Source organism: Campylobacter concisus (assembly GCF_002913045.1).
GTDB classification, from domain to species: Bacteria; Campylobacterota; Campylobacteria; order Campylobacterales; family Campylobacteraceae; genus Campylobacter_A; species Campylobacter_A concisus_AP.
Map to the genome: position 1 here is coordinate 185992 of NZ_PPAF01000004.1, position 21663 is coordinate 207654.

A 21663-nucleotide genomic window follows, 5' to 3' on the forward strand; every position below is an offset into this window, starting at 1 on the left:
TGCTTTAAGACATCACTTCAAAAATTTTTATAATCATTTTAAAATAAGATCAAAATTTTTTAATTTTTTAAAAATAAAATATTATTTTTTGAGTCAAATTTTATATTTAAAAGCACTTTTTTAACAAAGAGAGTTTTTATCTCCTTTTGGATAAAATCCCAAATTAAAATTTAGCATGGAGAGATATTTTTGAAAGTTATAAAACGTAATGGCAGAACCGAAGAGCTTGATATAAGTAAGATCAAAAAATACACAAACGAAGCAGTCCTTGGACTAAGCAATGTAAGTCTTAGCGAGCTTGAAGTGGACGCAAAAATCCAGTTTAGAGATATGATAACGACTGAGGAAATTCAGCAAACTCTTATAAAAACAGCAGTTGATAAGATAGACATCGACCGCCCAAACTGGACATTTGTCGCTGCGAGACTATTTTTGTTCGACCTTTATCACAAAGTATCTGGCTTTAACGGCTACAATCACCTAAAAGACTACCTAGTAAAAGGTGAAAAAGTAGGCCGTATCATCCCTGGACTAAAAGAGAAGTACGATCTTGAGGATCTAAACGCTTACATCAAGCCTGAGCGTGACCTTCAGTTTGCATACCTTGGTATCAAGACGCTTTATGATCGCTACCTCATCAAAGATAAGAGCGGCATGCCGATCGAACTGCCACAGCACATGTTTATGGCGATCGCGATGTTTCTAGCGCAAAACGAGCTAGATAGTCAAGGTTGGGCTAAGAAATTTTACGACCTCATCTCTAAATTTGAAGTGATGTTAGCCACGCCAACGCTCTCAAACGCAAGGACTACACGTCACCAGCTAAGTAGCTGTTACGTAGGCAGTACGCCTGATAATATTGAGGGCATTTTTGATAGCTACAAAGAGATGGCGCTACTTTCAAAATTTGGTGGCGGTATCGGCTGGGACTGGAGCAAGGTGCGTGCGATGGGTGGCAGTATCGACGGACACAAAAACGCAGCTGGCGGTATCATACCATTTTTAAAAGTGACAAACGACATCGCAGTAGCGGTCGATCAGCTAGGCACTAGAAAGGGTGCGATCGCTGTTTATATCGAGCCTTGGCATATGGACGTGAGCGATTTTCTCGATCTTCGTAAAAACTCAGGCGAGGAGAGACGCCGTGCACACGAGCTTTTTCCTGCACTTTGGATAAACGACCTATTTATGAAGCGTGTCAAAGAAAATGGCCGCTGGAGCCTCTTTGATCCAGCTCAAGTAAGCGACCTTTGCGACCTTTATGGTGAGGAGTTTGAGAAGAGATATTTAGAGTATGAAAATGACGAAAATATCCAGAAAAACACCATCCTAGCAAAAGAGCTTTGGAAGAAAATTTTAACTAGCTATTTTGAAACGGGCATGCCATTTTTATGCTTTAAAGATAACGCCAACAAAACAAATCCAAATAACCACGAGGGTATCATCAGAAGCTCAAATTTATGCACCGAAATTTTCCAAAACACAGCGCCAAACTACTATAAGATCAAGATCACTTATGAAGACGGTGGCGAGGAGCTATTTGACGAAGAAGAAGACGTCACGGTCGATAGTGGCATAACTAAAAAAGCCAAAAAGCTTAGCGCGCTTGATAGCCTAAAAGGCAAGCAAATTTTCATCGTAGAAAAAGAGAGTATCGAAGGCAAAACGGCAGTTTGCAACCTTGCAAGTATAAATTTAAGCAAGATAAACAGCAAAGAGGACATCGAGCGTGTCGTGCCGATAGCTATTAGAATGCTTGATAACGTTATAGATCTAAATTTCTACCCGCACAAAAAGGTAAAACACACAAACCTAGCTTCTCGCTCGATCGGCCTTGGCGTCATGGGTGAGGCGCAAATGCTAGCTGAGAAAAACGTAAAATGGGGCAGCTATGAGCACTTGGCGCTCATTGACAGCATAATGGAAAACATAAGCTACAACGCCATCTACGCTAGCTCAAATTTAGCCGTAGAAAAGGGTATATATCCAAAATTTGAAGGCTCAAAATGGAGCAAAGGTATCATGCCGATAGACACTGCAAATGAGAATGCAAAGGCACTTTTAAACGACAAAGGCGGGCTATTTGACGAAAATGTCTGCGACTGGGACAAGCTAAGAGAGAAGGTCAAGCGTGACGGCATGAGAAACGGCTACCTAATGGCGATCGCTCCAACTAGCTCGATCTCGATCCTTGTTGGCACCACTCAGACCATCGAGCCAGTCTATAAACGCAAGTGGTTTGAGCACAACCTAAGCGGCATGATCCCAAATGTCGTGCCAAATTTAAGCCCTGATACTTGGCAGTTTTACACGCCAGCTTATGAGCTTGATCAGAGAATTTTAATAAAAGCAGGTGCGATCCGCCAAAAATGGATCGACCAAGGTCAAAGCTTAAATATCTTTATGAGCTTAGACAAAGCAAGCGGCGGATATCTAAGTGAAATTTACACGCTTGCATGGGAGCTCGGACTAAAATCAACCTACTATCTACGCTCTGAGTCACCAGATAGCGAAAAGCTAAACGACGTGGCTGACCGCTCGATCGAATGCGAAGGATGTCAGTAAAGAACTTTTCACAAAGATGTTTGATTTGTTTTCTTATTTTGGAGTAATAAAGCTATGAAAGTATGGTTGTTGTATTTTATAAAATACGTTTATAGAATTTTAAAAAATAAAGATACTTATTCTATTCTTGGCAATATTGCAACTATTATTGTTGCAATAACTGCCATATACGGATATATTTATACAATCAAACCAACATTCGAAATTAAAATGCTAGAAAAACAAGTAGCTATATTAAACGAAAAAGAACAAAATATTACCATCGAAAATCAAAAAATTAGCAAAGAATTATTAAAGAAATCAAATGAACTTAATGTGACCAATATTAGAATAGCCGAACTTAACAAGAAAGAAAACGAGCTTAAAAACACCAATAACGACTTAATTCAACAAATGGAAGTGTATGAAAAAATATAAAAGATCTAAAAAATAAAGAGTTGGTTGCTAAACAAAATTTAATAGATATAAAAAATTTATATACAAATACAACAATTAAATATATTTCTCATAAAAGTATGTTGTCTGACTTATTGCTCGATAAAAATATCTCTAATATTTTTAAAATAAAAAATATTAATAATATTGAACAAAATTTAAAAAAAACTCTGATCTTGCCAATTGATAAAATAGGACAAGAACTTAATGCATTATACAAGTATTTAGATAATGCTAAAAGTATTTCAGAAAGAGATAATTATCAAAATATAATAAAAATATATTCATCTAACATGAAAAAATATCAAGAAATTTTGCATATTCAAGAACCTGATTATAAATTATGGAAAGATAGTTTTTTAAAAGCAGTAGAAGCAAAGCAAAGATTTGTCGATATATGTAAAAAAGTTTACGAAAAAGAGTTTATAGAAATGAATATAAAAGATAATAATTGGAGTGATAGCACCATAAAATATATGCAGGATAGTGGCGAAATAGCAAAAGCAGTAGAAGAATATAGTAATTGTGAAGAGAATATTAGTTCACATATAGAATATCTCTTTTTTGCAAAATGGTTAGATAATAAATTTATTATTTTAGAAATGGAATTTGATATGTTGGATCTTATATATGGAAAAATAGATATAAAACAATTAAAAACTCAAAAATTATTATCTCCGCCAAGCGAAGCAGATATAGAAAAATATATTCTGGATATCTATAAAATTAAATAGCCATAATGCTATATAGTCTAATTAATATACTATTTTTAAAAAATAAAATTAAAATAATTATTTAAGTAAAAATAATCAAATTTTAGTTTAATATACTTAAAACACGTAAAAATATACTTAAGAAAACTCTCTAAAATTTTATATTTTTTGATAAATATTATTAAACAAAATAAAATAGTTATCTATTGTTTAAGCTTTCTTGTCCTATACTTTTAAACTTTATATTGAAAAATTTAGAAGAAAGAGCGAATAATGCGTGAGATTTTGAAGAGAGATGGCACAAGACAAGAATTTGTAGCATATAAGATAGTAGATGCGATAAAAAAAGCATTTGCTAGCGAAAATCTAGCTTATGATGAGAAAGTTTTTACAAATGTTGTCCAAGATATCTTTCAAAAATCAAGCGCGATAACAGTCGAAGACATCCAAGATGCGATCGAAAAAGAGCTATTTAATAGCGGATATTTCGACGTTTTAAAGAGCTTTATGCTCTACCGTCATACCCACAAGCTTCAACGTGAGCAAATTTTAGGCCTAAATGACGATACGACTTACATAAATTCAACTCAAACGATAAATGAGTATATAAATGGCACCGACTGGAGAATTTCTGCAAACTCAAACACAAGCTACTCAAATGCAGGACTTATCAACAATACTGCTGGCAAAGTCATCGCAAACTACTGGCTAGACGCTGTTTATAGCAAAGAAGAAGGTCTTGCTCATAGAAATGGCGACTACCACATCCATGACCTTGACTGCCTTACAGGGTACTGCGCTGGCTGGAGTTTGCGAGCCTTGCTAAATGAGGGCTTTAACGGCGTTCGTGGTAGAGTTGAGAGTAAAGCACCAAAACACTTTAGAGAAGCACTTTATCAAATGGCAAATTTCTTAGGAATTTTACAAAGTGAATGGGCTGGTGCTCAGGCGTTTTCTAGCTTTGATACCTACCTTGCGCCTTATGTTTTTAAAGATGATCTAAGTGACGCTGAGATCAAAAAGGCGATAACTAGCTTTATTTTCAACCTAAATGTGCCTGCACGCTGGGGACAAAGTCCATTTACAAACGTAACCATAGACATCACTTGCCCAAGCGACCTAAGAGATCAGATCCCAACGAGCGATGATATACACCTCTTTACAAACGTAAAAGATGAAAAAATTTTGAAAAAAGCAAACGAGCGTGGCAGAAAAAATTTGATCGATATGACCTACAAGGACTTCGAGCCTGAAATGGCACGCATAGATAAGGCATTTTACGAGGTTTTAACAGCTGGCGATAAGTGCTCGCAGCCTTTCACATTTCCTATACCAACGGTAAATATCACAGAGGATTTTGACTGGGATAGTGAAGTAGCGGATGTACTCTTTGAAAATACTGCCAAAATGGGCTCAAGCTACTTTCAAAATTTTATCGGCTCACAATACACTTATGACGAAAATGGCAATAAGATAGAAAACGAAAAAGCCTACAAACCAGGACATGTTCGCTCTATGTGCTGCCGTTTGCAACTTGATCTAAGAGAGCTTTTAAAACGAGGTGGTGGTCTTTTTGGTAGTGCTGAGATGACAGGCTCAATCGGCGTCGTCACTATAAATTTAGCTCGCCTAGGATACAACTTCAAAGGCGATAAAGTCGCACTTTATAACAGGCTAAGTTATCTTTTGGAGCTTGCTAAATCGACACTTGAAAAAAAGCGCAAATTTATACAAGAGATGTATGACAGAGGGCTTTATCCTTATACGGCTAGATATCTAAAGCACTTTAATAACCACTTTAGCACGATTGGCATAAATGGCATGAACGAGCTTCTTAGAAATTTCACAAATGATAAAGAGAATATCTCAACAAAATTTGGACGAGATTTTGCTATTGAGATGGTTGAGTTTTTGCGCGATAAGATAAGGACATTTCAAGAAGAAACTGGAAATTTATATAACCTTGAGGCGACTCCAGCTGAGGGCACAACATACCGCTTTGCCAAAGAGGATAAAAAGCGCTATCCAGACATCATCCAAGCAGGTGGCGGGGAGAATATTTACTACACAAACTCAACTCAGCTTCCAGCAAATTTTACAGATGATGCTTACGAGGCGCTTGATTTACAAGATGATCTTCAGACTTCATACACTGGTGGCACAGTATTTCACCTTTATATGAAAGAAAGGATCAGCTCACCTAAAGCTTGCAAGGAGCTTGTAAAGAGCATAATCTCAAATTATAAGCTTCCATATATCACGATAACGCCTGTGTTTAGCGTTTGTTCAAAGCATGGATACATTGCTGGAGAGCATGAATTTTGTCCGCTTTGTGATGCAGAATTAATAGAAAAAGAGAAAAACAATTCCAAATAAGGAGAGGAAATGACAGAAAAAGAAATTTTGGAAAAAGTACAAGACAAACGCACAAAATGCGTAGTCTATACTCGTGTTATGGGTTATCATCGCCCAGTTGAGAGCTTTAACCTTGGTAAAAAAGGTGAGCATAAAGAGCGTATTAAATTTGACGAATACGCGAGTTGCTGCAAAAGATAATCACCGCAGCTAATAAAAACATAAAAACTCAAATAAAAAAGGCACAATCTTCTGTGCCTTTTAAATCTCAAAAGGTCCATAAATTTGCATAAAGTCTTTAGTATAACGCCATTTACTACGCTTGATTATCCAGACAAAGTGGCTGCGGTAGTTTGGTTTGCAGGCTGTAATATGCGATGCGTGTATTGCTACAATATAGAAGTTGTAAATTCAAATGGCAATATAGAAATGGATGAGGTTTGTAACTTTTTAGACCGCCGTATAGGTAAGCTAAATGGCATCGTCTTTAGCGGTGGCGAATGCACGGCAAATCCTTTATTTTTAAAACTTGCAAGAGAGGTTAAGTCAAGAAATTTTTGCCTAAAGGTCGATACAAATGGCTCTCATATTGAGATTTTAAAAGAGGCGATAGGCGAGGGACTGATTGATTATATCGCACTTGATTTTAAAGCGCCAAAAGAGAAATTTACGGGCATAACTGGCTCAAATTTATATGAAAAATTTATTAGCACACTAAAATATCTGCTTGAGATAAATTTTGATTTTGAAGTAAGAACAACCGTGCATGCAGATTTTTTAGATGAAACAGATATTTCTTTGATGTCTGAAATTCTTTATGACCTTGGATATAGAGGCAATTATTATTTGCAAAAATTCCTTAGCACAGGTGAAAATTTTGGAAATTTAGTTGATGCTAAAAGTAGCTTTGATCCGAAAAAAATCATCTCAAAACTTCCTATTAAACTAAGAAATTTTTAAATTTCTACTCATTATTTTTAACAAAAATTTTTGCTTTGCAAAACTATAATCATTAAAACTAATAAGGAGAAAATATGCAAAATTTTAGCTTTTTAAATCCTACAAAAATAGAATTTGGCAAAGATAAAGAGCAAAATATCGGCAAATACATGAAAGAATTTGGTGTTAAAAAGACGCTTATCATCTATGGCAGCGATAGGATCAAACAAAATGGTCTTTTTGATGTGGCAGCAAAGAGCCTAAGTGCAAATGGTATCGAGTTTTGCAAGATAGGCGGTGTGAAGTCAAACCCAGTGCTAAGCAAGGTAAATGAGGCTATAAATTTAGCTAAAAAGCAAGGTGTCGATAGTGTGCTAGCCATAGGCGGTGGCTCAGTGCTTGACACGGCAAAGGCTGTGGCTGCAGGTGTGAAGTATAACGGCGACGTTTGGGACTTTTTTACTGGTAAAAGTCCAAAAGAGGCACTTATGATCTTTGACATCATAACTCTAGCTGCAACTGGTTCAGAGATGAACGGCGGCTCGGTCGTCACAAATGAAGCCACGAAACAGAAATTTGCTATGCACGGAGCATGTCTTTACCCAAAAGTCTCAGTGATAAATCCACTTCTTCAAGCAAGCGTGAGCAAAGAGTATTTGGTCTATTCAGCCTCAGACATCATTGCTCACAGCATCGAGGGATACTTTACAGCGAGCATTCAGCCTGAGATCATAAATTTATACATCGAAGCAAATATAAAAACCGTTATAAAAACGACAGAAATTTTACTAAAAGAGCCAGAAAACTATGATGCTAGAGGCGAGTTTGCCTGGGCTGCTACGATGGCGCTAAATGGCTTAACTTACGTTGGCACAGCTGGCTACTCATATCCAAATCACATGATCGAGCACGCCATAGGTGCGGTGGTTGATTGTGCGCATGGAGCTGGGCTAAGTGTCGTGATGCCAGCTTGGATGAAGTGGTATAAGAGTAGAAATTTAGAGGCATTTAAGCGCTTTGGCAAAGAAATTTTTGGCGTAGATGACGCAGACGCAGGCATAGAGAAATTAAAAGAGTGGTTTAGTAAGGTTGGCACGCCAACAAGTCTTATTGAAATCGGAGTTGATGATACAAATTTAGATGAGATCATGGCTCTAGTTTATGATTATGCCAAGGGCAGGGGCTTGGAGCAAATTTATACAAAAGAGGCAATAAGTGAAATTTTTGCCTTATCGAGATAGAATTTATCTAAATTTTACAAAGGAAAGATATGAAAAAGATCGCCCTTATAGCTGGAGCTAGCGGTGCTGTGGGAAGTGAGATTTTAAAAAATTTATGTGCGAGCGAGCATTACAACAAGGTTATCGCCCTTGCTAGGCATGAGCTAGAATTTACTCACGAAAAGCTTGAAGTAAAAGTAATAAATTTTGACGAGCTAAAAGATGAGGTGCCATTTATCGCTGATGATGTCTTTTGCGCGCTTGGCACGACGATGAAGGTGGCAAAGCACAAAGAGCAGTTTTACAAAGTCGATGTGACCTATCCACTAAATTTTGCAAAATTTGGCTTGGAGTGCGGCGCAAAACGCTTTGTTTTACTCTCGGCCGCAGGTGCTAGCAGAAAGTCAGGCTCGTTTTACCTAAAGGCAAAAGGTCAAGCAGAAGCAAAGATAAAAGAGCTTGGATATAGCTCATTTCACATCGTTAGGCTGCCGCTTATTGAGGCTGAGAGAAAGGACTTTAGGCTTGGCGAGTATCTGGCGATAAAGGCGTTTAAATTTATCCCAAAAGGCTTTTTTGACGAGTATCGTCCGATGAGGGCAGCTGATATCGCTAAAGTGATCGTGCAAGTAGCGCAAGATGACCACAGCGAGGGTGTCAAAATTTATAGTCCGATGGAGTATGTGAAGTGAAAAGATATATCGCCATCACCGGAGCAAGCTCAGGCATAGGAGCTGCCGTGGCAAAGGCATTTGCAAAGCGTGGGGAGAATTTGATCCTTATTGCAAGGCGTGGCGAGCTTTTAGAGGAGCTAAAAAGCGAGATAGCTAAATTTTCGGGTGTTGATGTTGTCATAGAGATTTGTGATCTCTCAAAGCAAGAAAATGCCATATCTCTTTGGCGTAATTTAGAAAAATATGAGCTAAAAGCACTTATAAATAACGCTGGCTTTGGCGACTACAACAAGGTCGGCGAGCAAAATTTAGAAAAAATCACGCAGATGATAAATTTAAACATCATCTCACTTGTGACGCTCTCAACGCTCTTTACGAAAAAATATAAAGACAAAGATACGCAGCTCATCAACATCTCTTCGATAGGCGGCTACAAGATCGTGCCAAACGCGGTCACATACTGCGCTAGCAAATTTTTCGTAAGTGCCTTTAGCGAGGGGCTTTACCACGAGCTAGCACAGGACAAGCAGGCAAAAATGCAGGCAAAAGTGCTAGCTCCAGCTGCCACAAAAACAGAATTTGGCATGGTGGCAACTAGCAAAGAGAGCTACGACTACGACAAAGCGTTTAAAAAGTATCACACGAGCGAGCAGATGGCGGAGTTTTTGCTTCGACTTTATGATAGCCATTACTGCGTTGGCTCGGTGGATAGAGATAGCTTTGAGTTTAGTTTAAGCAAGCCAAAATTTGACTACGCTATCAAATACGAGCCAAAAGATAACTAGGCGCTAAAGCCCTGGTAGCCTACGCCAAGGCTAGTAAAGCAAAAAAGTAGGACAAAAAAAAGGCAGATCATGAAAGGCGTTAGAGTTGCTATTTTAGGGGTTTGTTTAGTAGGTGCTTGCTTTGGAAATGAACTTAAATTTGACGAGAGCAAGTTTGAGCTAAAAAGCGTGCAAGTTGGCGATAGGATACTTAAATTTAGAGCTTATGAGGGCATAGTCTATGTGGCAAAGCCAGTTAGTGACTATCAGGTGCTAAATTTTTATGTGCCAGAGGATAAATTTAGCGACCAAAAGACGGCCATTTTTATGCCAAATGCTATTGGCGGCTATATGAGCGCAATGCCACCAAAACCAGAAATCCAGAACGAAAAGCCAAATGCCACTCTTGAAGCGCTTCTTAGAGGCTACGTCGTGGCAAGCGTTGGCGCTAGGGGTAGGACGCTAAAAGATGGCGAGAAATTTATCGGCAAAGCGCCAGCCATGATAGTCGATCTAAAAGCGGCCGTTAGATATCTTAAATTTAACGACAAATTTATGCCAGGCGACGCAAATAAGATCATCTCAAACGGTACGAGCGCAGGCGGCGCGATGTCAGCACTTCTTGGCACAAGCTCCAGCGCAAAAGAGTACGAGCCATATCTTAAAGGGCTAGGCGCTGCAAAGGCGGACGATCAAATTTACGCCGCTTCAGCCTACTGTCCTGTTACAAATTTAGAGCATGAAGATGAGGCGTATGAGTGGATGTTTGGGGATTTGGATAAATTTGAAAGTATTGATTTTTCAAGCTTTGATGCGGCCAGCTTTAACGACAGGAGCAAAAAGCCAAAGACTATCACAGGCGAGCTAAACGCCACGCAAAAAGAGCTCTCGCGCGAGCTAAAGAGCAAATTTCCAGCCTATCTAAACTCGCTAAATTTAAAAGACGCCAAAGGCCACGTGCTAAGCCTTGACGAAAACGGCGAGGGTAGCTTCAAAGAGTATATAAACGCTCTCATCTCAAAGGCATTTACCGCTACAAAAAGTAGCGACAAAAACACGTTCATGCCTAAATTTATAACTCTTGATACGCAGGGCTGCTCGCTTGGATATACATTTAAGCTTGAAGACTTCATCGCTTCGCTAAAACGCGCTAAAGAGGTGGTTGCCTTTGACGGATTTGGGCTAGAAAACCCTGAAAACGATCTCTTTGGTGACAGCAAAACGCCTGCAAAGCACTTTACTAAATTTGCAAAAGAGCGAAGTGGCGGCGAGATGGCGGATGCTGGCGTTATAAAGATGATGAATGCTATGAACTACGCTAAAAATAAAGAGGCGGCAAAATTTTACCGAATAAGGCAGGGCACAAACGACACCGACCTAGCCCTTGCCGTGCCTGCTATGCTCGCTCTCTCGCTTAAAAATGCTGGCAAAGAGGTTGATTTCGAAGCGGTCTGGGGACAAGGACACGGCGGTGACTACGACTTAGACGAGCTTTTTGCTTGGATGAAAAGAGTGGTTGAGAAATAAATTTAAGGAAATTTGATGATAAAAAAGCTATTTTTACTAGCGGTTTTGGCGGCTTTTGTCTTTGGGGCGGAAGCGAAAGTGAGCTTATATGAGCTGCTTTCAACGCCAAATAACAATAGCTTGCTAAAGCAGCTTGGCAGGGAAAAAATACTAAGCTCAAAGAGTGAGCCAGGCACGCAGGCGATCTTTTTTATGAGCGCAAAGAGTAAGCCGGAGTTGTTTTATGTGCTTGAGTTTTACGAGGATGAGGCGGCTTATAAAAAGCATATAAGCTCGGCGCATTTTAAGAAATTTGTAGGTGCAAGCGCTGAAATTTTAGCTAGTAAAAAGGCTATAAACGTGAAAAAACGGGCTGTGATTTCAAAAAATTTAACGCCAGAGCGTCTAAAAGATGCCTACTTTCACATTACAAATTTAAGCCTTAAGGCAAAAAGCGATGCGAAATTTGAAAAGATCATCAAAAAATATATGCAAAAAAGTGTAGATGAGGGCGCTTACGCGCAGTTTGCCTTTAGTCAAAAAGAGGCACCTAGCAAATGGGTGCTGGTTGAAATTTACAAAGACGAGGCTAGCTTTGAGAGCTACCGCCACAGCGAAAACTACAAAGCTTATGCCAAAGAGCGAGCTGGGCTAATAGATGAATTTGACGGCTTTGGTCTTAAGAACGAGACCTCATTTAGCAAGATAAAATTTTAGGAGATGTTATGAAGAAAATTTCACTTTTTTTGCGCACTAGCGCTTGTTAGTAGCACGGCTTTTGCCCTTGATAGGGCTGGATGTGAGAGTTTAAAAGATGTGAAAATTTTAAACAACGAGATGATAGACGCGGTGTGGAATGAGAGCGGCGAAGTATCAGCCGATAAGATGTCTGCGCTAACTGGTGGTAGTAAAAACACTATCAAAGCAAAGCCTCACTGCGTGGTGCATGGCAAACTCTATAAGCGCACCGGCAGTGATGGCAAAGAGTATGCGATTGATTACGAGCTAAGGCTGCCAGAGCAGTGGAATGAGAAGTTTTTGTTTCAAGGTGGGGGCGGTATGGACGGCTTTGTAGCGCCTGCTCTTGGCGCGGTGCCGATACGCACAAGCACAGCCACGCCAGCGCTTCTTAGAGATTACGCGGTAGTTACTACAAACTCAGGTCACCCAAAGCCAACGGCTGAGTTTGGACTAGATCAGCAAGCAAGGCTAGACTACGCCTATCAGGCGATCGGCAAGGTCACAGATGCATCTAAGCAAATTTTAGCTGCCGCATACGCCAAAAAGCCAAAACATAGCTACTTCATGGGCTGCTCAAATGGCGGCAGGGCGGCACTCATAGCGGCCCAGCGCTATCCACTAGAATTTGACGGCGTCATCGCTGCAAACCCTGGCTTTAGGCTATCTCGCGCGGCGATCGCTCAGCAGTGGGACAACCAAGCCCTTATGAAGATAGCTCCGAAAAATGAAAAAGGCGAGAAAATTTTCGCAAATACCCTAACTAAGGATGACCTTGAGAAGCTAAGCCACGCCGTACTAGAAAAATGTGACGCCTTAGACGGACTAAAAGATGGGATCATAAATGCGTGGGAAGCATGCAAATTTGATCCAAAAGGTCTAAATTTAGCGAAGCAAAAGATAGAGGCGATAGAGAAAATCTTTAACGGAGCCAAAAACAGCAAGGGCGAGCAAATTTATAGCGGCTGGTTTTATGACTCAGGCGTGAGCGCTGAGGGCTGGAGGCAGTGGAAGCTAGGCGACTCACAAAGTGCTAAGCCAAACGCTAGAAACATCACGCTTTCAAGCGGCTCGGTGAACTACTACTTTTTAACGCCAGCGCAGCCAAATTTTGACACGATAAATTTTGACTTTGACAAAGACACGCCAAAGACTTTCGAGACTGCGGCGATAAATGACGCCATCTCAACAAACCTTAGCACATTTAGCGCAAATGGCGGCAAGCTCATAATAGTAACTGGCGTTTCAGACCCAGTCTTCTCAGCAAAAGATCAAAGGGATTGGTTTAAAAAGCTAGAGGCTGATAATAAAAATAGCCAAAATTTCGCGGCATTTTTTGCGCTACCTGGGATGAACCACTGCGGTGGCGGTAACGGCATAGATGACGTGGATCCGCTTAGTGCGCTTGAAGCGTGGCACGAAAAGGGTGAAGCGCCAAAGAGTATGCTAGCAAAAAGCAAGAGCTACGCTGACAAGGAATTTCTAGTGTGTGCCTATCCAAAGGTGGCTACATACGTGGGTGGCGACACGAGCAAAGCTAGTAGCTTTGTTTGCAAGTAAATTTAAGAAAGTAAATTTAAGGGGTAAAAATGAGTGAAATTTTAGTCGTATCAGGTCACACCGACCTTGAAAATTCCTTTGCAAATAAGATCATTTTAGGCGAGCTAAAAAAGCACCTGCCAGAGGCTAAATTTGACATACTAAGCGAGCTTTATAAAAACTACGCTATCGATGTAAAAGCTGAGCAAGAAAAGCTAGTAAAGGCTGATGTGATCGTACTTGTTTATCCATTTTTCTGGTACGGTGTGCCATCGCTTTTACAAAAGTGGTTTGAGGACGTGCTAGTTCATGGCTTCTCTCATGGCAGCAAGGGAGATAAGCTACGTGGCAAAAAGCTGGTGCTTTCATTTACTTCTGGCGCGCCTGAAGAGCTTTATAAAAAAGAAGCGCTTCAGCGATACGAGATAGAGGAGTTTCTGCCGCCACTTAGGGCTCTAGCAAATATGTGCGGCATGGAGTTTGCAGGCTATGTTTATAGCGGAGGGCTATCATATCAGAGCAGGCACGATGAGGCAAAGCTTACTTTGATGAGGCAAAAGGCGCTCGATCATGCAAAGAGGCTAGGCGAGCTGATAGGTAAAATTTCATGATACCAGCAAAATTTTATAAATATGTTTTTGCGTTTATAATGTCAGCATTTATGGCGTTTTTTATGTCATTTGTGCTGACATATCTAAACCTTGGTTTTATTGATGGCTTTGTTAAAATTTGGCTAACTGCTTACATTAAAGCCTTTGCGGTAGCGTATCCAGTGCTTTTGCTAGTCTCTCCATTTGTAACAAAACTCACACAAATTTTATGTAAAAAATAAAATAATAATATACGTTATCAATAAAAATTATTATTTACTTATTTTAATTATTTGGTTATAATCCAATCAAAATTTATCAAAATAGGAGTCAAAATGAGACAGTACGAAACATACAAATGCGAAAAATGCGGCAACGAGATCGAGGTACAAAAAGTTGGCGGCGGTACACTAACCTGTTGCGGCGAAGAGATGAAGTGCGTGACTGAAAATTTAACAGCGGTAAATTTGATGAAGGCATTTGCTGGCGAGTCGCAAGCTAGAAACAAGTACGAGCTTTACGGCGACCTAGCCAAAGAAGCAGGCTATCATGCTATTGCTAGACACTTTTACGAAGCAGCTGAAAATGAAAAATGGCACGCAAGAGCGGAGTTTAAAAAATATCACGAGCTAATGAACGATCCGATCGATAAGATGGATAAAAATTTACTTGATGCGGCAGCTGGCGAAAACTACGAGCATACGACGATGTATCCAGACTTTGCAAAGATCGCAAAAGAAGAAGAGTTAAGAGATGTTGAAAGGCTATTTAACGCGATCGGCAAGGTCGAGGTTGAGCATGAAAGAGAATATCTAGAGCTTAAAAAGATGCTTGATGAAGAGGGCTTTTTTGAGAGCGACGAGGAAGATATCTGGGTTTGTGAGGTGTGCGGACACGTTCACAGAGGCAAAAAAGCTCCAGGTGCTTGCCCACTTTGCAAAGCTCCAAAAGAGTATTTTAAACGCGAATTTCTAGGCTAAAAAGCCAAAAATAGCCAAGACACTTGTCTTGGCTATTAATTTAAGTCATAAAATATTATAAAAATGATACAATCCTTTCAAATTTTCACAAGGAGAAAGAGATGAAAAAATCACTTTTAGTTTTAGCTACTCTTGGCTTTGCACTAAGCCTAAACGCTGCAGATCTTACAGATACTTGCAAATCATACTTCTCAGACATCGACAAAATGGTCGAAGCTTACAAACAAGCTGGACAAGAGCAACAAGTAAAAATTTATGAAGATCAAAAGAAACAATCAATGGATCAACTTGCTGCACTTCCAAAAGAGCAACAAGACGCTACTTGCAAACAAGCTAAAGAGATGTTTGCTCAAGTAATGGAACAAATGAAAAAACAAGGTCTTTTAAAATAAATTTTTTATGGCTAGTTTTTCTAGCCATATCCTAATTCTCTTTTTCTAATTCGTTATTTACACCGATCTCTTTTACTTCTATATCTTTTTGCTCATCTGGAGACAAGCGTTTAAAATTTTCAAGTCTACTAACAAGACCATCTCTACCACTAAAACTTGATGCAAGGGCGTTAAAATGTTTATTTGCAGTATTTAGTGTATTGCTAAGTCTATTCATATGCTCGGCCACATTGCGGACTTTATCATAAATTTTAATCGCACTCTTTACGATATTTTTGGCCTCTTCATTGCCACGCTCTATGCGCCATAAATTTGCCACTGTGCGAAGAATAGGCATAAGCGTAGTGTGAGATACTAGTATTACGCGCTTTTGAAATGCGTAGTCAAAAAGGGAACTATCAAATTTCATAGCCTCGATATATGCTGGCTCAATTGGTATAAACATCAATACAAAATCAGGGCTATCAGGTACGATCTCGCCGTAATTTTTACTATTTAAACTATCTATGTGATTTTTCATAGAAGCAATATGCTCTTTCAATGCTAAATTTAGCTCCTCCTCATTGCTGGCTGTGATAGCCTTTTCGTAAGCTATAAGTGAGACTTTAGAATCAACTATTAGGTGTTTACCATCTGGTATCTTTACTATAAAATCAGGAATAAGACGTTTGCCTTCTTCGTTCTTGAAATTTTGTTGTGTCAAGTAATGCTCATCTTTTACAAGTCCAGAAGCCTCAAATGTGCGTTCAAGCTGTATTTCACCCCAGTTTCCAAGTGTTTTATTGCTACCTTTTAGTGCAGTGGCTAGTGAATTTGCCTCTTTTGACATTGAGATACCAATTTCACTTATGTGCTTAATCTGCGTTCCTAACGCGCTCATGCCTTTAACTGATTCGTCGTGGACTGCATTTACGCGCTCTTGAAAGGTTGAAATTTGCTCCTTTAGCGGCTTTAGTAAAAGATCTAAAGAATTTTGGCTATTTTGTGTGAAATTTGCACTTTTTTCTTCAAATATTTTATTTGCAAGATTAGAAAATTCCAAATTTAACTCATTTTTTACTTTTAATAAATTTGCCTCTTGCTCTTTTAGGCTATTTTCTTTTGCTTCTATTTCATTTCTAAGCACAGCCATATCACGTTTTAATCTATTTTCTCTCTCATTTGCTTCAGCTAAAGCATTTTTATTTTGATTTAGTTCGGCTAGTGCCGCATTAAAATTTGCTTCATTGTTTTTAGCTCGTTCATTTGCTGTACCGATACTCTCTTTAAGCTCATTTATCACGCGCTCCATCGCATCTTCGGCTTCGTCTTTTTGTACCATTTTGGTTTTTATCGCATCGATCTCACTGATGAGCTCGTCTATTCGCTCGTGATTTGACATAAGCCTTGCTTTTTGCTCGCTGATTAGTTGCAGATTTTCACTATTTTTAGATACTAAATTTGTTAGATTTGATGAAATTTCAAAATTTTCTTGCTCTTTTTGCGCTAAATTTCTCTTTAACTCGAGTTTGTCTCTATTAAATGAATAGATGACAAATATCGCAATCAAAAATAGTACTCCTAAAAATATGGCAGCATAAAAATAGAAATCTTGTTGCATTTAGTATCCTTAAAAAAATGAAGAAATTTTTATATTTTTACAAAAGCAAATAGACTACTCCTTGCTTTTGTAATAAATTTTTATGCTTCTAGCACTGCTCCGTTGCTTGCGTTTGTAACTAGTTTGCGGTATTGCCTTAACCAGCGAGAGGTTAGCGCTTTATCAACTGGCTTAAATTCTGCTCTTCTCTTTGCGATCTCAGCCTTGCTTAGGCGAACATTGATCTCGTATTTATCGACGTCTATATCGATGATGTCGCCATCTTGTAGCAAGCCTATCATGCCGCCCTCAGCTGCTTCTGGGCTTACGTGACCAATACTTAGACCCCTTGTCGCCCCGCTAAAGCGACCATCTGTGATGAGCGCTACGTCTGCACCAAGGCCTCGTCCCATGATGAGTGAAGTAGGGCTTAGCATCTCTTGCATGCCAGGGCCTCCGCGTGGGCCTTCGTAGCGGATGACGACGACATCGCCTTTATCTACTTTACCACTTGAAATGCCAGCTATTGCTTCATCTTGTGAGTTAAAGCAGACTGCTTTGCCGCTAAATTTACGCTCGCCAACGATGCCAGCTGTCTTGATGACACAGCCTTGCTCGGCTAAATTTCCAAATAAAATGGCAAGTCCACCAACTTGCGAATAGGCGTTTTCTACTTTATGAATGATGCTTTCATCTTTGATGTCACTTACCTTTACACGCTCTCCCAGAGTTTCGCCACTAACTGTGAGATTATCTAGATTTAGCATGCCATTATCTCTGCGTGAAATTTCTTTTATCACTGCATTCATGCCACCAGCTCTGCCGATATCCTCCATATGCACATTTGGCAAGCTTGGGCTGATCTTAGCGATGTGAGCGATGTTTTGGCTGATTTTATTTAGCTCTTTGATGTCTAAATTTACGCCAGCCTCTCTTGAGATGGCTAGCATGTGAAGGACGGTGTTACTGCTACCACCCATTGCCATATCAACGACAAGCGCGTTGCGGATCGCTTTTTCATTTAGTATGTTTCTGATTTTAAATTTCTCATCAAGTGCGATCTCACAGATCCTACGAGCAGCCTGCCTGATGAGCTCCTCACGCTCCGGAGTTAGTGCTAGGATAGTGCCGTTGCCAGGGAGTGCTATGCCCATCGCTTCACAAAGCGTGTTCATAGAATTTGCCGTAAACATACCGCTACAGCTGCCACCGCTTGGACACGCGTTGCACTCGATATCTCTTAGCTCGGCCTCATCTATCTCTTTGGTCTCAAATTTACCAACCGCCTCAAATGCAGTCGCAAGGTCAATCGGCTTGCCATCTTTTGTGTAGCCCTTTTTCATTGGGCCGCCGCTTACAAACACGGTCGGTACATTTACTCTTAAAGCGCCCATAACCATACCAGGGACGATCTTATCGCAGTTTGGCATACAAACAAGTGCGTCAAGTGCATGAGCGTTCATCACAGTTTCTATCGAGTTTGCGATGATCTCGCGGCTAGGCAAGCTATATAGCATGCCTCCATGCCCCATCGCGATGCCGTCATCCACGCCGATGCAGTTAAACTCAAATGGAATACAGCCATTTTTGCGAATTTCATCTTTTAAAATTTGCGCATATTTATTTAAGAAAAAGTGCCCAGGAATGATCTCTATAAAGCTGTTTGCAACGCCGATAAAGGGTTTAGCAAAGTCATCGTCTTTTAGCCCAGTCGCACGCAAAAGTGAGCGGTGTGGGGCTCTTGTGTAGCCTTTTTTGATTATATCGCTTCTCAAATTTGATCCTTTTTTAAAATTTGAGAGGATTTTATCACATATAAAGTATCAAAGATTTTAAAAAATTTTTGCGAATTTAAAAATTTTTTTATTACATAAATAACACATTAAATTTTTAAAATTTAGCCAAAAAGGATGAGCTAAATAGCTACGAAATTTCGGTAATTTTAATCAAAGCAGTATGCAAAATAATAACGTAAAAATATTATCAATGTGTTATAAATATTGATTTATAGGGCTTTATTGTACCCTGGTACAATTTACAAGACCTATGAAAATTTATACAATGCGATAAAATTTTTTAACAAGGATGAGAAAATGATCGCAAAAATAGAGGGCATAAAAGTGATGCCAATGCAAACTAAAATTTTAAATTCTGGCGCAAACTTTTATGAAAATAACTTCACAAATACAACTTTAATTTTTCCTTTTTACGCGAAGAAGTAAAACAACTTCTAATCTCCAAAACAAGAGCGATTAGCTTTTATTTTAAATTTAATTTATAGTTAAGAGAGTTTTATATGCAAAGTGAAAAAATAGAAATTTTACTTGATGAAGTGAATGAAACAATAGATTCGATATTTAGAACCTGTAATAAAAATGGTGGAACAAAGAAAGCTTTGGAAAATAGAAAGCTAAATAAAGAAATTTTAAAAGATAAATTTGTATCGATCTTTTTAAAATTTGACCAGATAGACAATGATAATTTTAAAAGCACAGTTCTTGCAAGTGATGAGACAAAAGAGCTAAGCGATATGGTAAAAGCATTCGAAGCGGATAAAGATATAGACTTGCCAGAACTAGAGCGAGCGATAAATTTTAACCTTACTAGAATCAAAGAAGCAATCTATAAATTTCAAAACAACAACTAAAAGCTGGTGCGAGAAAAATCTCACACCAGATACTGCTAATAACTAAATACCTCCGGATCAATAACCATCGCCCTATAAGCGACATCATCTCTTGAAGCAGAGTCCACATCCATCTCAAATTTGATCTCATTTGTCTTTGGATCGATCTCAACTAAGACCATTTTGATAGTCTTGTCAGGACGGAGTAAATTTACATTTGAGCTTGAGATGAAATAGGTATTTTTATCATTTTGCCACTCGACGTTACTAGTAACTGCGCTATAAAAGTCAAAGCCACGCTCCTTACCAAACTGCCAAGTTTGCTCTACCGTACCCTTTTTCTCATCTATCTTATACTCAACCGCACGAGAGTATTTATCCTCTTTAAAGGCTGGCTGCTCCATGCCCCTTGCATCGCCATTGTCAAAGACACTTAGGTGTTTTACACTGCCTTTGTTGTCGTATCTTGGCGTTAGCCATGCAGTGTGCTGAGTCCATGACCAGTCAAATTCGTCCTCGCATTTTGAGTTTTCGCATTTTATCTTATTGCCTTTGCTATCGACTGGAGTTAGCACTTTGGCTTTAAATTCTTCACTCCAGCCCTCAGGCGAAGCTAGTATCCATTTTACTTTTTTATCTCGGCCGATTTTAACGATACCTTGGTGGCGAAGTGAGAGGATAATGCTATCGTCGCTCTCATCGTATGAGATAGAATTTACGTGAGCCCAGTTTCTACCTGTGCCAGTAGAGGTGATGTCGCCAAATGGCTGATCGTTGCTTATCTTTATCTCTTTTGTGTCCATGTCGATATTTAGGCAAACGGCTCTTGCATCAAGCGCTTTTATGAGGTTGCTGCGGTAGACGTTGTTTCCAAAAATTTCATTTAGATCCCACTCTTCGACCACTTTGCCGGTGTTATCGACCTCGATGATGTGATCTCTTATAGTGTGAGAAATTTTGCCATCTTTGTGGTGGTAGTTGTATTTGCCAACTCTAAGAAGTACGTGATCGTCCTTTAATGGCATAACTTCATGGCTTAGATCGATGTAGCCTCTTGGAAGCGGGCGATTATAAATTTCTTTTCCCATAAGGTCATATCTTAGATATCTTTGAGCCATACCAAAGCTGATATCGCCATTTTTTAGCTGATGAAAGCCCATCATCATGCCTCCATCCATCACTCTTCTCTCGCTACGATCGTAAAATTTCTGATAGTCAAGATACCATCTAACCTCGCCTTTAGTATCTACGATGTAGTTTTCGGTAAAGTCATTCCAGCTAGCAGCGCCGCCATTTTTCCAATCAAGCGGTTTATAGACGCTTGTGATCGTGTTATTTATGAGATAGAGCCTGTTTTTAAAGGCAGGATCGACCTTTTTGACGCGAGTCTTTTGCATGTGAGAAAATCTAAAATCACGGCTATATGTGACGATAGGCTGGGCGTAAATTTTATATGTTTCTACCTTTTTAGCTCCGTTAAATGTGTAGCTTACGACTACTTCATTTAGATAGTCAGGATAAAGTCCCCAAATAGGCACACCATCATGCGTAAGCAAAGCATGCTCTGAGACGTTGTAGTCGATGTCGATGCCGCCATCTGGCTTGCCTTTTACTTTGACATGGATATCTTTGATGTCTTTGCCAGCTCTATCGATGATAGCAGTTAGCGGTGATACGTCGTAAGGATTTATAAAGACTGATCCAAGCTCGCCTTGAACCTTTACGTGATGAGCCAGGACTCCAGCCTCTAGTGGCGTGATGCCTATACTAAGACCACTAACCAAAACAGCCGCAAGGGCAACAGAACCTAAGAAATTCTTGCTCATTTTTGCTCCTTTAATAAAATTTAATGATATCTTACTACCCAAATTTCACACAGAACTAACGCTTATATGAAAAGTGGCTTAAATAAATTTATAAAGAAGTCGTTTTAAAGAGTAAAAATAAAAAGAAGAATTTAGGAGCAAAAGCCCCTAAATTTTAGTTATTTGCCTCAAATTTCTTAAGAGAAAAGAGAACAAATTTATAGCTAGCAAATAGCGTCACTG

The 21663-nt window shown here is 39.3% G+C and carries 19 protein-coding genes and 1 pseudogene; 17 read left to right on the forward strand and 3 right to left on the reverse strand.

What is annotated here, in order from left to right; genetic code table 11:
* The first annotated feature begins 189 nt into the window (after positions 1 to 189).
* The 15 genes and pseudogenes from CYP43_RS00945 (at position 190) to CYP43_RS01015 (ending at position 15410) form a co-directional block, all read left to right on the forward strand.
* Positions 190 to 2565 (forward strand): ribonucleoside-diphosphate reductase subunit alpha, encoded by a 2376-nt coding sequence (locus CYP43_RS00945; protein ID WP_103582165.1) that lies wholly within the window; start codon positions 190 to 192, stop codon positions 2563 to 2565.
* 54 nt (positions 2566 to 2619) lie between these two features.
* Positions 2620 to 2982, forward strand: a complete 363-nt coding sequence (locus CYP43_RS00950; protein ID WP_103582166.1) for a hypothetical protein — start codon at positions 2620 to 2622, stop codon at positions 2980 to 2982.
* A gap of 20 nt (positions 2983 to 3002) precedes the next feature.
* On the forward strand, positions 3003 to 3734 hold the full coding sequence (locus tag CYP43_RS00955) for a hypothetical protein (protein ID WP_103582167.1): 732 nt from the start codon (positions 3003 to 3005) through the stop codon (positions 3732 to 3734).
* A gap of 252 nt (positions 3735 to 3986) precedes the next feature.
* Positions 3987 to 6269 (forward strand): annotated as a pseudogene (locus tag CYP43_RS00960) (ribonucleoside triphosphate reductase).
* A gap of 84 nt (positions 6270 to 6353) precedes the next feature.
* A complete protein-coding gene (locus CYP43_RS00965) occupies positions 6354 to 7028 on the forward strand; it encodes an anaerobic ribonucleoside-triphosphate reductase activating protein (RefSeq protein ID WP_103582168.1) in 675 nt (224 codons plus the stop codon).
* 74 nt (positions 7029 to 7102) lie between these two features.
* Positions 7103 to 8248: an iron-containing alcohol dehydrogenase gene (locus CYP43_RS00970; protein WP_103582169.1), complete on the forward strand. Its 1146-nt coding sequence runs from the start codon at positions 7103 to 7105 to the stop codon at positions 8246 to 8248.
* 29 nt (positions 8249 to 8277) lie between these two features.
* Positions 8278 to 8919 carry an NAD(P)H-binding protein gene (locus CYP43_RS00975; protein WP_103582170.1) on the forward strand — a complete coding sequence of 214 codons (642 nt, stop codon included), beginning with the start codon at positions 8278 to 8280 and terminating at the stop codon, positions 8917 to 8919.
* Complete coding sequence (locus tag CYP43_RS00980) at positions 8916 to 9686, forward strand: SDR family NAD(P)-dependent oxidoreductase (protein ID WP_103582171.1); 771 nt, start codon at positions 8916 to 8918, stop codon at positions 9684 to 9686. Before CYP43_RS00975 ends, CYP43_RS00980 begins: the two co-directional genes overlap by 4 nt.
* A 69-nt stretch (positions 9687 to 9755) precedes the next feature.
* A complete protein-coding gene (locus CYP43_RS00985; RefSeq protein ID WP_103582172.1) occupies positions 9756 to 11192 on the forward strand; it encodes a subtype B tannase in 1437 nt (478 codons plus the stop codon).
* A 15-nt stretch (positions 11193 to 11207) separates the two neighbouring features.
* Positions 11208 to 11888, forward strand: coding sequence for a putative quinol monooxygenase (locus CYP43_RS00990; RefSeq protein ID WP_103582173.1), 681 nt, complete (start codon positions 11208 to 11210; stop codon positions 11886 to 11888).
* 99 nt (positions 11889 to 11987) lie between these two features.
* The gene (locus CYP43_RS00995; protein WP_258032114.1) at positions 11988 to 13469 is read left to right on the forward strand and encodes a tannase/feruloyl esterase family alpha/beta hydrolase; all 1482 of its coding nucleotides are present in this window, start codon (positions 11988 to 11990) and stop codon (positions 13467 to 13469) included.
* 29 nt (positions 13470 to 13498) lie between these two features.
* Positions 13499 to 14059, forward strand: coding sequence for an NAD(P)H-dependent oxidoreductase (locus tag CYP43_RS01000; RefSeq protein WP_103582174.1), 561 nt, complete (start codon positions 13499 to 13501; stop codon positions 14057 to 14059).
* A gap of 38 nt (positions 14060 to 14097) precedes the next feature.
* Positions 14098 to 14280 (forward strand): DUF2798 domain-containing protein, encoded by a 183-nt coding sequence (locus tag CYP43_RS01005; protein ID WP_345917491.1) that lies wholly within the window; start codon positions 14098 to 14100, stop codon positions 14278 to 14280.
* Positions 14281 to 14373: 93 nt separating this feature from the next.
* Positions 14374 to 15018: a ferritin family protein gene (locus CYP43_RS01010; RefSeq protein ID WP_021091887.1), complete on the forward strand. Its 645-nt coding sequence runs from the start codon at positions 14374 to 14376 to the stop codon at positions 15016 to 15018.
* Between the two features lie 101 nt (positions 15019 to 15119).
* Positions 15120 to 15410, forward strand: coding sequence for a DUF5339 domain-containing protein (locus tag CYP43_RS01015; RefSeq protein ID WP_087584912.1), 291 nt, complete (start codon positions 15120 to 15122; stop codon positions 15408 to 15410).
* 31 nt (positions 15411 to 15441) lie between these two features.
* Here CYP43_RS01015 and rmuC read toward each other — a convergent pair whose 3' ends face one another.
* Together rmuC and ilvD are read right to left on the reverse strand one after the other, a co-directional pair.
* Complete coding sequence (gene rmuC / locus CYP43_RS01020) at positions 15442 to 17010, reverse strand: DNA recombination protein RmuC (protein WP_103582176.1); 1569 nt, start codon at positions 17008 to 17010, stop codon at positions 15442 to 15444.
* A gap of 80 nt (positions 17011 to 17090) precedes the next feature.
* The gene (gene ilvD / locus CYP43_RS01025; RefSeq protein ID WP_103582177.1) at positions 17091 to 18764 is read right to left on the reverse strand and encodes a dihydroxy-acid dehydratase; all 1674 of its coding nucleotides are present in this window, start codon (positions 18762 to 18764) and stop codon (positions 17091 to 17093) included.
* Positions 18765 to 19007: 243 nt separating this feature from the next.
* Here ilvD and CYP43_RS09395 point away from each other — a divergent pair, with 243 nt between their 5' ends.
* Both CYP43_RS09395 and CYP43_RS01030 read left to right on the forward strand, forming a co-directional pair.
* Positions 19008 to 19211 carry a hypothetical protein gene (locus tag CYP43_RS09395; RefSeq protein WP_141089831.1) on the forward strand — a complete coding sequence of 68 codons (204 nt, stop codon included), beginning with the start codon at positions 19008 to 19010 and terminating at the stop codon, positions 19209 to 19211.
* A 74-nt stretch (positions 19212 to 19285) separates the two neighbouring features.
* On the forward strand, positions 19286 to 19636 hold the full coding sequence (locus CYP43_RS01030) for a hypothetical protein (protein WP_103582178.1): 351 nt from the start codon (positions 19286 to 19288) through the stop codon (positions 19634 to 19636).
* A 35-nt stretch (positions 19637 to 19671) separates the two neighbouring features.
* Here CYP43_RS01030 and CYP43_RS01035 read toward each other — a convergent pair whose 3' ends face one another.
* Entirely contained in the window at positions 19672 to 21441 is a 1770-nt protein-coding gene (locus CYP43_RS01035; protein ID WP_103582179.1) for an aryl-sulfate sulfotransferase, read from the reverse strand.
* Between the last annotated feature and the right edge of the window lie 222 nt (positions 21442 to 21663).